Consider the following 14,035-nt stretch of genomic DNA (forward strand, 5'->3'; position numbering starts at 1 on the left):
CAAAGCGGCCCCCGGCGATTACGAAGACAGATAGGAAGACCGGGTCAAACCAAGACGCAACGCATCGAGGAACTGCGTCCGCTCCCGCGCGCTGATCCGTGCGCTGGCCACTTTGTCGCGGTAGTGGGTCATCAACTCCTCCGGCGACAGGTGCACATAGCGCAACATGTCCTCGATGGTGTCGTGGGTCTCGATACCGGCGTGGTACACGCTACCGTCGGCGTTCTGGTAGATGTTCACCGAGTCGGTGTCACCGAACAGGTTGTGCATGTCGCCCAGGATTTCCTGGTACGCGCCCACCAGGAACACGCCCAGCAGGTAGTCCTCGCCCACCTTGACCGCATGCACCGGCATGCTGGTCTCGATGCTCTGCTCGTCGACGTACTGGTTGATCTTGCCGTCGGAGTCGCAGGTCAGGTCCTGCAACACTGCACGGCGAAGCGGCTCTTCATCCAGGCGGTGCAACGGGATGATCGGCAGTACCTGGCCGATAGCCCAGGTGTCCGGCAGGCTCTGGAACACCGAGAAGTTGCAGATGTACTTGTCGGCCAGCTTGTCGTTCAGCTCGTCCAGCACCTGGCGGTGCGAGCGCTGGCGGGCCTTGAGCGAGTTGTGCAGGCGACGGCACACGGCGAAGTAGCATTGCTCGGCCAGGGCTTTTTCGGCGAGGCTGATCTTGCCGTCGGCATACTGCGCGGCTACATCGCCCATGTAGTGGGTAGCGCGCCAGTAGGTTTCGGTGACCATCTCGATGTCGGTTGGGCCCAGCAGGTCGGCCAGCCACTGCACGGTCTCGGGCAGGCTCTCCTTGTTCTCGATCACCGGCATTTCGTCGTTGTGGCTCTCGACGTCGGTCACCTGGATCACCAACATGGCGTGGTGCGCGGTCAGCGAGCGGCCGCTCTCGGAGAAGATGTGCGGGTGCGGCAGGCCCTGCGCGTCGCAGAACTCCTTGAGCATCCCGACCACCACGCCGGCATAGTCGTCCATGTCGTAGTTGATGGAGCTGGCGTTGCGCGAGTGGGTACCGTCGTAGTCGACGCCCAGGCCACCGCCGACGTCGATGTGATCGACCGGCAGGCCCAGGGCACGCAGCTCGCCGTAGTAGCGAATGGCTTCCTTGAAACCGTGCTGGTAGTCGGCCAGGTTGGCGATCTGCGAGCCCATGTGGAAGTGCAGCAGGCGGATGCCCTGGTCGAGCCCGGCGTCACGGAAGCGCTGCACCACTGAGATCAATTGGGCGGCGGACAGGCCGAACTTGGACTTCTCGCCCCCGGTGTCTGCCCACTTGCTCGAAGCCAGCGACGACAGGCGTACGCGCAGGCCGACCTGCGGCTTGACCTTCAGCTCCGCGGCTTCCTCGATCACCAGGGCGACCTCGGACTCCTTCTCGATCACGATGAACACGTTGTGGCCGAGCTTCTGGCCCATCAGCGCCAGGCGAATGAACTCGCGGTCCTTGTAGCCGTTACAGACGATGGTGCCGCCCTTCGGGGCCAGCGCCAGCACCGCCAGCAGCTCGGGCTTGGAGCCGGCTTCCAGGCCGATGGAGACATTCTGGGTAGCGATGATGTTCTCGACCACCGCCTCCTGCTGGTTGACCTTGATCGGGTACAGCGCGGTGTACTGGCTCTGATACTCCAGGCGCGCGATGTTGGCATCGAAGGCACCGGTCAGTTGGCGTACGCGGTCCTGCAGGATGTCCGGGAAACGGACCAGCAGCGGCAGCGACAAGCCGCTCTGACGCAGCTCCTGGACCTGCTCGAACAGGTCGATCGGGGCGCTGTCCGGGCCGTTCGGGCGCACTTCGACGCGCCCGGCTTCATTGATGGCGAAATAACCAGCGCCCCAATGGCGGATGCCATAAACACTGCGGCTGTCGGCCACGGTCCACTGGCTGCCATCGTCTTTGCGTGTGCGTCGTACGGACATTCAAGTCCCCTATAGATAAGTCCAAGACTCTACCCCGTCAGGTGGCGGGCGCAGTGTAGAAGCTGAAAATGACGAATCGTCCGTGCCCCCGGATAGACCCTGGCCACGGCATCGAGTTTAGAAAGCGCTGGGCGAAAAGTCGCGCGACGGCCTCAGCCGCCGGACTTCTTCGCCTTGAAGCCCTGTTTGATCAGTTCGCCGAGCAACAGTTCGACGTGGTCGCCCTGAATCTCGATGACCCCATCCTTGAGCGCGCCGCCGGTGCCGCAGCGACGCTTGAGCGTGCTGGCGAGCTCCTTGAGCTGGTCGAGGGGCAAGGGCACGCCGGTGATGGTGGTCACGGTCTTGCCGCCACGCCCCTTGCTTTCACGGCGCACACGGGCGATGCCATCCCCTTCGGGGATGAGCAATTGGCTGCAGATGCAGGCGTCCACCGGTTTGCCACAGTCGGGGCAGTGCCGACCGGCATCGGTGGAATATACGAGACCGCCTAGGGCGGCGAAGGAAGAAGCTTTCTTGGCCACTTTTGTTCCTCTGTGCCGAGGACAAAAAACTGGTCGACGGGAGCCGACCGCGAAGCCCCACTCTGGCAGGGGCGGCGCTACTGTCGCAAGGTCTTGCGACAGCCCGAAAAGGGCGCGCAGTGTAACGATAAATCCGGCGGTTGCTAAGTACAGGATTGCGCCATTTTACGAATGTTTTGCGACTTCGCTGGCCTGTTCGCCGGCAAGCCGTCTCCTACACCGTCCCGTAGCAGCCGGCTTGCCGGCGAACAGGCCCAATGCCGTCATCCCTGGCTCGCCTTGTACCGTTGCAAGGCCACCCGCGAATCCGGACAGTACGGCTTCTTTACACACTCGTCCTCGACCGCCTGCAAGCTGATGAACCGCGCCTCGCTCACCTCTTCGGGCTGCAGCCGCAACGGCCCGTCCCAGACTGCCGAATACACCGCACACCACAAGCGATTGCCCGGTTGCTCGAAGTAGAACGTCTCGTGAAAACGCAATTCGACGCCGCTCACGCCCAGTTCCTCGGCCAGCTCCCGGGCCGCCGACTGGTCATAGCTTTCCTGGCAGGCGACCATGCCGCCCGCCGCCACATCCCAGTACCCTGGGTACAGCGCCTTGCTCAGGGTGCGACGATGCACGCACAACTCACCGCGGCTGTTGAACAGCAGGATGAAAGTGCAGCGCCCGATCAGGCCGCGCTCGCGCAGTTCGGCCCGGGGCAGGGCGCCGAGCAGTTGGTCATGCTCGTCGACCCAGGCCACCAATTCGGCGTCGGAGGCCGCGCGGTGCGCGACCTCGGCAGGGTTGATAGGCATCTCAGCCCTGGGACAGCAGTTGGCGCAGGTCGATGACCGCGGCGTTGGCCCGGGAAATGTAGTTGGCCATCACCAACGAGTGGTTGGCCCACATGCCGAAGCCGCTGCCATTGAGCACCATCGGGCTCCACAGCGCTTCCTGCGAGGCTTCCAGCTCGCGGATGATCTGCCGCACGCTGACCGTGGCGTTCTTCTTCGCCAGCACGTCGGCGAAGTCCACCTCGATGGCGCGCAACAGGTGCGACAGCGCCCAGGCCTGGCCACGGGCCTCGTAGAACACGTTGTCGATCTGCAGCCACGGCGTCTCGACCACTTCCTCGTCGACCTGCGGTGCCTGGCCAGGTGCCACGGACTCGGTCTTCAGGGTGTTGTTGAGCTTGACCCGGCCAACGCTGGCCGAAAGGCGTTGCGACAGCGAGCCCAGGCGGGTGGCCACGTCACCCAGCCAGTTGTTCAGGTTGTCGGCACGGGTGTAGAAGATCGCGCCCTGGTCGCCCTTGGCCAGGCGAGTCTGGTAACGGCTCAGCGACTTGATACCCTCTTCGAACTCCGACTCGCTCGACGGCAGGATCCAGCTCTTGTTGTCGAAGTTGAAGCGCGGCTCGGCCTTGGCCAGGTCGGCATCTTCGGTCGACTGCGACTGGGAACGGGCGAAGTCCTTGCGCAGCGCGCGGGACAGGTCGCGGACCTGGACCAGCACGCCGTACTCCCAGCTCGGCATGTTGTCCATCCACAGCCCCGGCGGGAAGCGGTCGTTGGAGATGTAGCCGCCCGGCTTGTCGAGCAGGGTGCCGGCGACGGTCTTGAGGGTTTCGACGGTGGTATAGCCGACCACCATCTGCTGGCCGTTGCGCTCAGCGGCGGCCTGGGCATTCTGCTGCACCGGGAACAACGCCGGCTCCTGGCTCCAGTACCAGCCCAGGCCGACGCACACCAGCAGGTACAAGCCGATCAGGGTCCCCAGGGCACGGCTCCAGAGGCCGCCCAGGTAGCTACGGGTGGCGGCGCGACGGGTATCGACCCGCTCGCGGGGCTCGGCCTTGGCCTCGCGGTTTTTCCAATCCAGCATGGCATTGTCCTTAATCAGTCTCGACAGTTCAGGGCTTGGACCACAGGCCGCAGCCAGGGTGCCACGACAAGCCCGCGTCGCAGCACTATAAAGCAGACGCCGCCATTCGTATAAGCGACCAGTGGGTCAGCAACTGAATATTCGTCCCGTGAACACTTTGTTGACCTCGGGCACTCGCTTGTCGGAAAGCAGTGCTAGCATAGAGCCATCATCGAACCTGAACCCTCCCCTTATAAGTAGTCAGGACATGACCCAGTCAGCCGAGCCCAGCCACGAGCGCCTCAAGCAGCATTTCGCCCAACGGGTCATCCACCAGGCCCGGCAGATCCTCGAGATCTGGCAACGCCTGCAACGTGGCGAATGGTCCAACGGCGACCTGGGCGAGCTGTGCGAGGCCAACCTGCGCCTGCAGCGCTACGCCGAGCGTTTCGAACAACCCGAGCACGGCACCCTGTCGGCGGCCATCGGCCAGACCTTGCGCGCCATCGAGGCCAACAGCGCACGGCTGAACTCCGAGCTGATCGGCGAACTCAACCGCCTGATGCAGCGCCTGTCACGCACCGGCCTGCGCAAGGGTGACCAGCTCGACAACGTGCCGCTGCCGCCGCTGCGCAAGCCGGTGTACATCGTCCTGCAGGACCATGACCGCGCCGAGCGCCTGGCCCAGCAACTGGAGTTCTTCGGCCTGACCGTGCAGGCCCTGTACAGCGCCGAGGCGTTCCAGGCCTCGATGAGCGAACGCCTGCCGTCGGCGATCATCATGGACGTGGACTTCACCGGCCCTGGCATCGGCCTGCAATTGGCCGCCCAGGCCCAACAGGGGCTGGAGCAGCACATCCCGCTGCTGTTCTTCAGCCTGCACGAAACCGACACCCCGACCCGCCTGGCCGCCGTGCGCGCCGGCGGCCAGGAGTTCCTGACCGGCACCCTGGAGGCCTCCAGCCTGCTGGAAAAGGTCGAGTTGCTGACCAGCGCCACCCAGTACGACCCCTTCCGCGTGCTGGTGATCGACGACTCACGCGCCCAGGCCATGCACACCGAGCGCCTGCTCAACAGCGCCGGGATCATCACCCGCACGCTCACCGAGCCGATCCGTACCATGAGCGAGCTGGCCGACTTCCAGCCCGACCTGATCATCCTCGACATGTACATGCCCGAGTGCACCGGCACGGAGCTGGCCAAGGTGATCCGCCATAACGACCGCTATGTCAGCGTACCGATCATCTACCTGTCAGCCGAGGACGACCTGGACAAGCAGCTCGACGCCATGAGCGAAGGGGGTGACGACTTCCTCACCAAGCCGATCCGCTCGCGCCACCTGATCACCACCGTGCGCAACCGTGCCGCCCGCGCCCGCCACCTCAAGGCGCGAATGGTGCGTGACAGCCTGACCGGGTTGTACAACCACACCCATATCCTGCAGTTGCTCGAGGACTGCAGTTTCCGCGCCCGTCGTGAAGAACAGCCGTTGAGCTTCGCCATGCTCGACATCGATCATTTCAAGAAGATCAACGACCGCCATGGCCACCCCATGGGCGACCGGGTGATCAAGAGCCTGGCGCTGTTCCTCAAGCAGCGCCTGCGCAAGACCGACTACATCGGCCGCTACGGTGGCGAGGAGTTCGCCATCGTCATGCCCAACACCGCGCTCGAGGCCGCGCACAGGGTGCTGGACGAAATCCGCCGACGCTTCGCCGAGATCCACTACCCCGCGCAGCCTCACGACCTGCAATGCACGTTCAGTGCTGGGGTGGTGCAGCTGGACGACCGCCTCGATGCACTGACCATGGCCAGCGCGGCGGACGAAGCGCTGTACCGGGCCAAACACGCGGGCCGCAATTGCGTCGTGAGAGTCGACCCATGACCTCGGAATCCACACCGGCCTTGTAGGGGCGGGTTCACCCGCGATCACCAGCAAAGCGGGTGCCACACACTGCGGCGCCTGAATCGCGGCTGAAGCCGCTCCTGCAGGGATACCGGCACTGTGCCACTTTTTTAGAGCGACACCCCGCCACCGTCATCACCCCGTCACAAAACAGCAATAACTTCAGGCGCCTCCCCCCGCAGGAAGTTCGCGGCTATGCGCCTGAAGTGGCTGACCAATTTCAACACCCTGTTGCTGGTGACCGTGTGTATCGCCCTGGGCGCGACCCTGTGGTGGTCGCAGCGCGCCCTGGAACGCCCCTACCAGATGATGGAGCGCTACCTCGGCCTGTCGCAGCAGTTCCAGAACGATGCCGCGCGCAACACGCAAGCCTACCTGGCCAGCGGCGACGCGCTGCGCCATGCCTCGGCCATGGAGGCCAGCAAACAGTTGCAGGCGGCCCTGTCGAACTGGCCGGAAAACCTGTCGGCCAAGCTGCGCCCAAGCCTGGACAGCCTGCAAGCCTTCACCGCCAATGAACTGCTCGCCGCCGGCAAACTGGCCGGCGACCCCCAGGCCCTGTTGCTGCAAGCCGAGCGGGAGCTGGGAGCGAATCTGGAACAACTGGCCGGCTACGCCCGCGACAGCGGCAGCCCTGACGCCGGTCGCTACCTGGCGCCGCTGTTCGAGGCTTCGCTGCACCTCGGCCGCCTGTCCCTGGCCCGCGACAAGCTGGTCAGCAGCGGCCGCGCCGAGCTGGCCGACGAGGTAGAGCGCGAGCTACAACTGATCACCGCCCAGGCCCAGGCCATCGACGGCCTGCCACTGCTCGGTGTCACCCGCGCCGCCGAATCCAATGCCGACGACTTCGCCGCGATGATGGGCCTGGAGGCCCAGGCCAGCACCCAGCAGGAGGACATCGCCGTGGGCCTGAAGCGCGAGCTGCACAGCTTGCTCGGCCGCTACCCCGCCGAACTGCAGCGCACCCGCGAGCAGATCGAGCGCCGCGCCGCCCTGGCCGCCAGCACCGGCGAGCGCCTGGCGGCGGTGCAGCAGGCCATCGCCGGCCTCGAGCCCGAGGTGCGCGGCCTGCACGCCACGATCGCTGGCGAAGTACGCCTGATCCAGGGCCTGATGATCGGCCTGATCCTGCTCATCGCGCTGCTGATCGACACCCTGCAACGCCGCCTGGCCCGCACCCTCACCGGCCTGGCCCCAGCCCTGTCGCGCTGGGCCGAGGGTGATTTCGCCCAGGCCATCGCGCTGGGCAGGACCAACCGCGAACTGCATGACATCCAGGCATCGCTCAACCGCCTGCGCCAGTACCTGGTGGAACTGGTCGGCACCATTCGCCACAACGCCGAGCAGGTCGCCGGCAGCAGCCACGCCCTGGCGGGCATGAGCAGCGCCCTGCACGACGGCGCCGAGCGCCAGGCCGGCGACACCGCGCAGATCCGCGATGCCCTGGGCGAACTGGAGGCGACCATCCAGCAGGTGGCCGGCGATGCCAGTTCGGCCGCCGACGCCAGCCGCGATGCCGGGCGCGCCGTGGAACAGGGCCAGGCGGTGATTGGCCAAAGCTTGTCCGGCCTGCGTTCGCTGGTCGACGAGGTGCAGGGCAACGCCCGCATGATCGAGCAACTGGCCGAGGAGTCGGCGACCATCGGTGGCGTGCTCACGGTGATCCGCGCGATCGCCGAGCAGACCAACCTGCTGGCCCTCAACGCGGCCATCGAGGCGGCCCGCGCCGGCGAGATGGGCCGTGGTTTCGCCGTGGTCGCGGATGAAGTGCGCTCGCTGGCCCAGCGCACCACGGGCGCCACCGGGGAGATCCAGGCGTTGATCGACCGGCTGCAACAAGCCGCCCGCGAATCGGTGGTCGGCATGCGCGCGCAACTGGAGCATGCCGAGGCCACCGCCAGCCAGGCGCAATCGGCCGATGGCGCGCTGGACGAGATCGTCAGCGCCATTCGCACCATTTCCGACACTGCGGTGCGAATCGCTGATGTGACTGCACAGCAGACCGGGGCGGTGAGCGAGATTCGTGATCACAGCGAGCGGATTCACGAGTTGGGTGAGGACAACCTGCAGCGCATTGGTGAAGGGCGTGAACAGGGGGAGCAGTTGCTCAAACTGGGAGGTGAGCTGAACACGGCGGTGCGGGCGTTCCGCCTTTGAGAAAAACGCCAGCATTACCGGCCCTTTCGCCGGCGAAGCCGGCTCCTACAGCTACCCTGCCAGCTTCAAGATCGACGCCATACCTGGAGCCGGCTTTGCCGGCGAAAGGGCCTGCACAGACAACGCCAAACCAGAGACCATGAACCGCCCCCGCAGGCAACGTGGCCCCAACTGCAGCCAACTCCGCTATCATGCCCGCCACGTTCCACCTCGCGAGTCCGCCATGCGCCGCCTGTTTTTCCTGCTGTTCCTGCTGCTGGCCAGCCCCGCCTTCGCCACGGGCCTGCTCGACAACCGCCCCAGCGCCACCCTCGGCGCCGCCGCCAACAGCACCGATTTCCTGCCCGTGCACGAGGCCTTCAAGCTCAGCCTGGTCCAGGCCGACGCGCACAGCATCAAGCTGCGTTTCGTCGCCACCGACGGCTACTACCTCTACCGCCACCGCTTCCAGTTCCGCACCGAACCTGCGCACGTCAAGCTCGGCACACCGGACATCCCCAAGGGTGAAGCCAAGCACGACGAGTTCTTCGGCGACGTCGAGGTCTACCACGGCGTGCTCGACATCGAGGTGCCGCGCAACGACCCGCGCGCCTTCACCCTGCTGGTGGGCTACCAGGGCTGCGCCGACAAGGGCCTGTGTTACCCACCGGAAACCGAACGGCTGAGCATCGACGGCGAAGGCGCCCCGCTGCCAGCGGCCGCTGAGCAGGGCTGGACCTGGAAATCCCTGCTGCTGTTCTTTCTCGCCGGTGTCGGCCTGACCTTCACCCCGTGCGTGCTGCCCATGCTGCCGATCCTCTCCGGCGTGGTGTTGCGCGGCCAGGTTGGCGGCTTGCGCGGGCTGTCGCTGTCGCTGGCCTACGTGCTGCCGATGGCGGCCAGCTTCGCCGTGCTGGGCGCGTTGATGGGCCTGTTCGGTGCCGGGCTGAACCTGCAGGCGCGCCTGCAATCGGCCTGGGTGCTGGTGCCGTTCGCGGCGTTCTTCGTGCTGTTTGCCCTGGCCATGTTCGGGCTGTTCGACCTCAAGCTGCCGCTTGCCCTGAGCAGCCGCCTGGACACCCTCGCCCATCGCACCAAGGGCGGCTCGCTGGTGGGCGCAGCGGTGCTGGGTGTGCTTTCCAGCCTGCTGGTATCCCCCTGCGTCTCGGCGCCCCTGGCTGGCGCGCTGCTGTACATCAGTGCCAGCGGCGATGCCCTGGGCGGCGCACTGAAGCTGTTCGCCCTGGGGCTGGGCATGGGCGCCCCCCTGCTGCTGGTGGCCACCGGTGGCGCCGCCTGGCTGCCCAAAAGCGGCCCATGGATGAACACGGTCAAGAACGCCATTGGCGTATTGCTGCTGGGCTTGGCCATCGGCCTGCTAAGCCGCGTGTTGCCTGGCCCGGTCACACTGCTGCTGGTCGGCCTGCTCGCTGGCGGCGTGGCACTGTTCCTCGGTGCCCTGGAATTCGTGGTCAAGACCCCGCGCCAGCGCCTGGCGCAGCTGCTCGGCCTGGCCCTGCTGGTGTACGCCCTGGCCTGCGGGTACGGCGCCCTGAGCGGTCAAGGCGACCCGCTGCGCCCGCTGCCCCCGCCGGTCGTAGCCGGTACCGCGATGGCGGTGCAAACCGATACCTGGCAAACCATCACCACCCCCTCCGCGCTCGATGCGGCCCTGGCCGAAGCCAAGGCCGCAGGCCAACCGGTGCTGCTGGACTGGTACGCCGACTGGTGCATCAGTTGCAAGGTGATCGAACACGAAGTGCTCAACGCCGAGCAGGTACGGGCGCAACTGGGCGCCTTTCGCCTGCTGCGCTTCGACATCACCGAGAGCAACGCCGAGCAGCGCGCCCTGCTCGACCGCTATCGCCTGTTCGGCCCGCCCGCGCTGATGTTCTTTGCGGCGAACGGCAGCGAACTGACCACTGATCGGGTCATTGGCGAGATAAACGCCGGCGATTTCGCCCAGGTTCTGGCGCGCGTGCGCGGCCAACTCGGTCTATAACTCCCTGCGGGCGGTGAAAAATCTCGCTACAAGTGACCAGAGTTAATCATCTGGTCACATACTTTGCGCGAACCTCGGACATCGTGCCGGCTATTGCCGGGAACTGGACACCCATCGCTGGTTCCGGCATAGTCGCCGCGCTATGTCGAATTGCCCTACAAAACCAAGGAATCGCAGATGGCAACCCTACTGGTGCTGCACGGCCCCAACCTGAACCTGCTCGGGACCCGCGAACCGGGTCATTACGGCGCTGCCACGCTAGCGCAGATCAATCAGGACCTGGAGCAGCGCGCCCGCGCCGCCGGCCATCATCTGCAATACCTGCAGAGCAATGCCGAGTACGAATTGATCGACCGTATCCATGCCGCGCGCAACGAAGGCGTGGACTTCATCCTGATCAATCCGGCCGCTTTCACCCACACCAGCGTCGCATTACGTGACGCATTGCTTGCGGTGAGCATCCCATTCATCGAAGTGCACCTCTCCAACGTGCACAAGCGTGAACCGTTCCGTCACCACTCCTACTTCTCCGATGTCGCCGTGGGAGTGATCTGCGGCCTCGGCGCCACCGGTTACCGGTTGGCCCTGGAGTCGGCGCTGGAACACCTGGCTATGAACGCACAGCCCTGATGACACAAGGTCTTGGCCCACGGGCCGAGGCTCAGAAGAAACGTTTTCGACACGTTTTCAAATTACGTCCCCGACCGAACCTTGGGAGTTGATGATTAATGGATATCCGTAAAGTCAAGAAGCTGATCGAACTGCTGGAAGAGTCTGGCATCGACGAACTGGAGATCAAGGAAGGCGAAGAGTCCGTTCGCATCAGCCGTCACAGCAAGACCCCGGCCGGCGCCCAGTACTTCGCCGCCCCGGCGCCGATGGCCGCTCCGGTCGCCGCCGCAGCCCCGGTTGCCGCTGCCGCTCCGGCCGCTGAAGCCGCTGCCGCCGCGCCAGCCCTGAAAGGCACCGTGATCCGCTCGCCTATGGTCGGCACCTTCTACCGCAAGCCTTCGCCAACTTCGCCGAACTATGCTGAAGTCGGCCAGGCCGTGAAGAAAGGCGACACCCTGTGCATCGTCGAAGCCATGAAGATGATGAACCACATCGAAGCCGAGATCGGCGGTGTGATCGACGCCATCCTGGTGGAAGACGGCCAGCCGGTTGAGTTCGACCAGCCGCTGTTCACCATCGTTTGATTCGCGGAGAACCAACGATGTCTGGGAAGCTTGAAAAAGTCCTGATCGCCAACCGCGGGGAAATTGCCCTGCGGATCCTGCGTGCCTGCAAAGAGCTGGGCATCAAGACCGTCGCCGTGCACTCCACGGCCGACCGTGAACTGATGCACCTGGGCCTGGCGGACGAGTCGGTCTGCATCGGCCCGGCATCGTCCAAGGAGTCGTACCTGCACATCCCGGCGATCATCGCCGCCGCCGAAGTGACAGGCGCCACCGCCATCCACCCGGGCTACGGCTTCCTCGCGGAAAACGCCGACTTCGCCGAGCAGGTGGAAAAATCCGGCTTCGCCTTCATCGGCCCGAAAGCCGACACCATTCGCCTGATGGGCGACAAGGTTTCGGCCAAGGACGCAATGATCAAGTCGGGCGTGCCGACCGTGCCAGGCTCCGACGGCCCGCTGCCGGAAGACGAAGAGGTTGCCCTGGCAATCGCTCGTGACGTCGGCTACCCGGTGATCATCAAGGCCGCCGGTGGCGGTGGTGGTCGCGGCATGCGCGTGGTGCACAAGGAAGAAGACCTGATCGAGTCAGCCAAGCTGACCCGCACCGAAGCCGGTGCCGCGTTCGGCAACCCGATGGTGTATCTGGAAAAGTTCCTGACCAACCCACGCCACGTGGAAGTGCAGGTACTGTCCGACGGCCAGGGCAACGCCGTGCATCTGGGCGACCGTGACTGCTCGCTGCAGCGCCGTCACCAGAAGGTACTGGAAGAAGCCCCGGCCCCGGGCATCGACGAGAAGGCCCGCCAGGAAGTCTTCAAGCGTTGCGTCGACGCGTGCATCGAGATCGGCTACCGCGGTGCCGGTACCTTCGAGTTCCTGTACGAGAACGGCCGCTTCTACTTCATCGAGATGAACACCCGCGTCCAGGTCGAGCATCCGGTCTCGGAAATGGTCACCGGCATCGACATCGTCAAGGAGATGCTCAGCATCGCCGCTGGCAACAAGCTGTCGTTCCGCCAGGAAGACGTGGTCATCCGTGGCCACTCGCTGGAGTGCCGGATCAACGCCGAAGACCCGAAGAAGTTCATCCCGAGCCCAGGCAAGGTGAAGCACTTCCACGCCCCGGGCGGCAACGGCGTTCGCGTCGATTCGCACCTGTACAGCGGCTACTCGGTTCCGCCGAACTACGATTCGTTGATCGGCAAGCTGATCACCTACGGCAAGGACCGCGACGAAGCCATGGCGCGCATGCGCAATGCCCTGGACGAGATCGTCGTCGATGGCATCAAGACCAACATCCCGCTGCACCGCGACCTGGTGCGTGATGAAGGTTTCTGCAAAGGCGGCGTCAACATCCACTACCTCGAGCACAAACTGGCCAACCAGGAGTGATCGCGTTAGCGTGATGAAAAAGCCCCGGCCCCGTGCCGGGGTTTTTTATTGCTGCCTTGAGGGAGGCGGCACTCGACCTCACGGGCGCTAAATCTGTTACGGCGAACACCTTCTCCCCTACCTCTACAAACCCCCCGCACTCGCGTAAACTGGCGGCCTTTTCGCGCAGCCTCGGGCTGCCCCTGTCGATTTACCAAAGGTGCCCGCCATGCCCTGGCTGCAAGTACGCCTGGCCATCAGCCCGGAACAAGCCGAAACCTACGAAGACGCCCTGCTGGAAGTGGGTGCCGTCTCGGTGACGTTCATGGACGCCGAAGACCAGCCGATTTTCGAACCCGACCTCAACACCACCCCGCTGTGGTCGCACACGCACCTGCTGGCGCTGTTCGAAGCCGACACCAACCCCGAGCAGGTGTTCGCCCACCTGCGCCTGCTCACCGGCGGCGACCTGCCCGAGCACCAGGCCGAAGTGATCGAGGACCAGGACTGGGAGCGCAGCTGGATGGACAACTTCCAGCCCATGCGTTTCGGCCAGCGCCTGTGGATCGTCCCCAGCTGGCACGAAGCACCGGAGCAAGACGCGGTCAACCTGCTGCTCGACCCGGGCCTGGCCTTCGGCACTGGCACCCACCCGACCACCGCGCTGTGCCTGGAATGGCTCGATGGCCAGCAGCTCGACGGCACGCAAGTGCTGGACTTCGGCTGCGGCTCGGGCATCCTCGCCATTGCCGCGCTGCTACTGGGTGCCCGTGAAGCGGTTGGCACCGACATCGACGTGCAGGCCCTGGAGGCTTCCCGCGACAACGCCCAGCGCAACGGTATCGCCGACAATCTGTTCGCCCTGTACCTGCCCGAGCAGATGCCGGCCATGCAAGCCGACGTGTTGGTCGCTAACATCCTGGCCGGCCCGCTGGTGTCGCTGGCACCGCAACTGTCCGGCCTGGTACGCCCCGGTGGCCTGCTGGCGTTGTCGGGCATCCTCGCCGAACAGGGTGAGGAGGTGGCCGCCGCCTATGCCGCCGACTTCGAGCTGGACCCGATCGTCGTTCGCGATGGCTGGGTACGCATCAGTGGCCGCCGCCGCTAAGCGCGCCTAGACTCAATTCCTGCACAGCTCC

At 65.1% G+C, this 14,035-nt stretch carries 11 protein-coding genes; 7 read left to right on the top strand and 4 right to left on the bottom strand.

Annotated features, from left to right (window positions below; all coding sequences use genetic code 11):
* Positions 1 to 18: 18 nt before the first annotated feature.
* The 4 genes from speA to IM733_RS16240 form a co-directional block, all read right to left on the bottom strand.
* Positions 19 to 1,932: an arginine decarboxylase gene (gene speA, locus IM733_RS16225; protein ID WP_248917584.1), complete on the bottom strand. Its 1,914-nt coding sequence runs from the start codon at positions 1,930 to 1,932 to the stop codon at positions 19 to 21.
* A gap of 152 nt (positions 1,933 to 2,084) precedes the next feature.
* Positions 2,085 to 2,456 carry a translation initiation factor Sui1 gene (locus IM733_RS16230; protein WP_248917585.1) on the bottom strand — a complete coding sequence of 124 codons (372 nt, stop codon included), beginning with the start codon at positions 2,454 to 2,456 and terminating at the stop codon, positions 2,085 to 2,087.
* A gap of 263 nt (positions 2,457 to 2,719) precedes the next feature.
* Complete coding sequence (locus tag IM733_RS16235; RefSeq protein WP_248917586.1) at positions 2,720 to 3,256, bottom strand: NUDIX hydrolase; 537 nt, start codon at positions 3,254 to 3,256, stop codon at positions 2,720 to 2,722.
* Between the two features lies 1 nt (position 3,257).
* On the bottom strand, positions 3,258 to 4,325 hold the full coding sequence (locus tag IM733_RS16240) for a DUF2333 family protein (RefSeq protein WP_213658463.1): 1,068 nt from the start codon (positions 4,323 to 4,325) through the stop codon (positions 3,258 to 3,260).
* Between the two features lie 247 nt (positions 4,326 to 4,572).
* Between IM733_RS16240 and IM733_RS16245 the strand changes: the two genes are divergently transcribed.
* The 7 genes from IM733_RS16245 to prmA all read left to right on the top strand — a co-directional run bounded on the left by IM733_RS16245 (position 4,573) and on the right by prmA (position 14,004).
* Positions 4,573 to 6,189, top strand: coding sequence for a response regulator (locus IM733_RS16245; protein WP_248917587.1), 1,617 nt, complete (start codon positions 4,573 to 4,575; stop codon positions 6,187 to 6,189).
* 1,398 nt (positions 6,190 to 7,587) lie between these two features.
* Entirely contained in the window at positions 7,588 to 8,367 is a 780-nt protein-coding gene (locus IM733_RS25750; RefSeq protein WP_432760431.1) for a methyl-accepting chemotaxis protein, read from the top strand.
* A gap of 223 nt (positions 8,368 to 8,590) precedes the next feature.
* A complete protein-coding gene (locus tag IM733_RS16255) occupies positions 8,591 to 10,348 on the top strand; it encodes a protein-disulfide reductase DsbD (RefSeq protein WP_248917589.1) in 1,758 nt (585 codons plus the stop codon).
* 177 nt (positions 10,349 to 10,525) lie between these two features.
* Positions 10,526 to 10,978 carry a type II 3-dehydroquinate dehydratase gene (gene aroQ / locus IM733_RS16260; RefSeq protein WP_248917590.1) on the top strand — a complete coding sequence of 151 codons (453 nt, stop codon included), beginning with the start codon at positions 10,526 to 10,528 and terminating at the stop codon, positions 10,976 to 10,978.
* Between the two features lie 98 nt (positions 10,979 to 11,076).
* A complete protein-coding gene (accB, locus tag IM733_RS16265; protein WP_186714982.1) occupies positions 11,077 to 11,544 on the top strand; it encodes an acetyl-CoA carboxylase biotin carboxyl carrier protein in 468 nt (155 codons plus the stop codon).
* 17 nt (positions 11,545 to 11,561) lie between these two features.
* Positions 11,562 to 12,917 (top strand): acetyl-CoA carboxylase biotin carboxylase subunit, encoded by a 1,356-nt coding sequence (gene accC / locus IM733_RS16270; RefSeq protein WP_011535872.1) that lies wholly within the window; start codon positions 11,562 to 11,564, stop codon positions 12,915 to 12,917.
* Between the two features lie 208 nt (positions 12,918 to 13,125).
* Positions 13,126 to 14,004, top strand: coding sequence for a 50S ribosomal protein L11 methyltransferase (gene prmA, locus IM733_RS16275; protein WP_248917591.1), 879 nt, complete (start codon positions 13,126 to 13,128; stop codon positions 14,002 to 14,004).
* Positions 14,005 to 14,035: the final 31 nt, after the last annotated feature.

It is taken from the genome of Pseudomonas entomophila (genome assembly GCF_023277925.1).
GTDB lineage: Bacteria > Pseudomonadota > Gammaproteobacteria > Pseudomonadales > Pseudomonadaceae > Aquipseudomonas > Aquipseudomonas entomophila_D.

What these genes read in the sequence shown, in the direction of transcription:
- speA (WP_248917584.1), bottom strand. Translation starts at nt 1,932, where the DNA reads ATGTCCGTACGACGCACACGCAAAGACGATGGCAGCCAGTGGACCGTG.
- IM733_RS16235 (WP_248917586.1), bottom strand. Translation starts at nt 3,256, where the DNA reads ATGCCTATCAACCCTGCCGAGGTCGCGCACCGCGCGGCCTCCGACGCC.
- IM733_RS16240 (WP_213658463.1), bottom strand. Translation starts at nt 4,325, where the DNA reads ATGCTGGATTGGAAAAACCGCGAGGCCAAGGCCGAGCCCCGCGAGCGG.
- IM733_RS16245 (WP_248917587.1), top strand. Translation starts at nt 4,573, where the DNA reads ATGACCCAGTCAGCCGAGCCCAGCCACGAGCGCCTCAAGCAGCATTTC.
- IM733_RS25750 (WP_432760431.1), top strand. Translation starts at nt 7,588, where the DNA reads ATGAGCAGCGCCCTGCACGACGGCGCCGAGCGCCAGGCCGGCGACACC.
- IM733_RS16255 (WP_248917589.1), top strand. Translation starts at nt 8,591, where the DNA reads ATGCGCCGCCTGTTTTTCCTGCTGTTCCTGCTGCTGGCCAGCCCCGCC.
- aroQ (WP_248917590.1), top strand. Translation starts at nt 10,526, where the DNA reads ATGGCAACCCTACTGGTGCTGCACGGCCCCAACCTGAACCTGCTCGGG.
- accB (WP_186714982.1), top strand. Translation starts at nt 11,077, where the DNA reads ATGGATATCCGTAAAGTCAAGAAGCTGATCGAACTGCTGGAAGAGTCT.
- accC (WP_011535872.1), top strand. Translation starts at nt 11,562, where the DNA reads ATGTCTGGGAAGCTTGAAAAAGTCCTGATCGCCAACCGCGGGGAAATT.
- prmA (WP_248917591.1), top strand. Translation starts at nt 13,126, where the DNA reads ATGCCCTGGCTGCAAGTACGCCTGGCCATCAGCCCGGAACAAGCCGAA.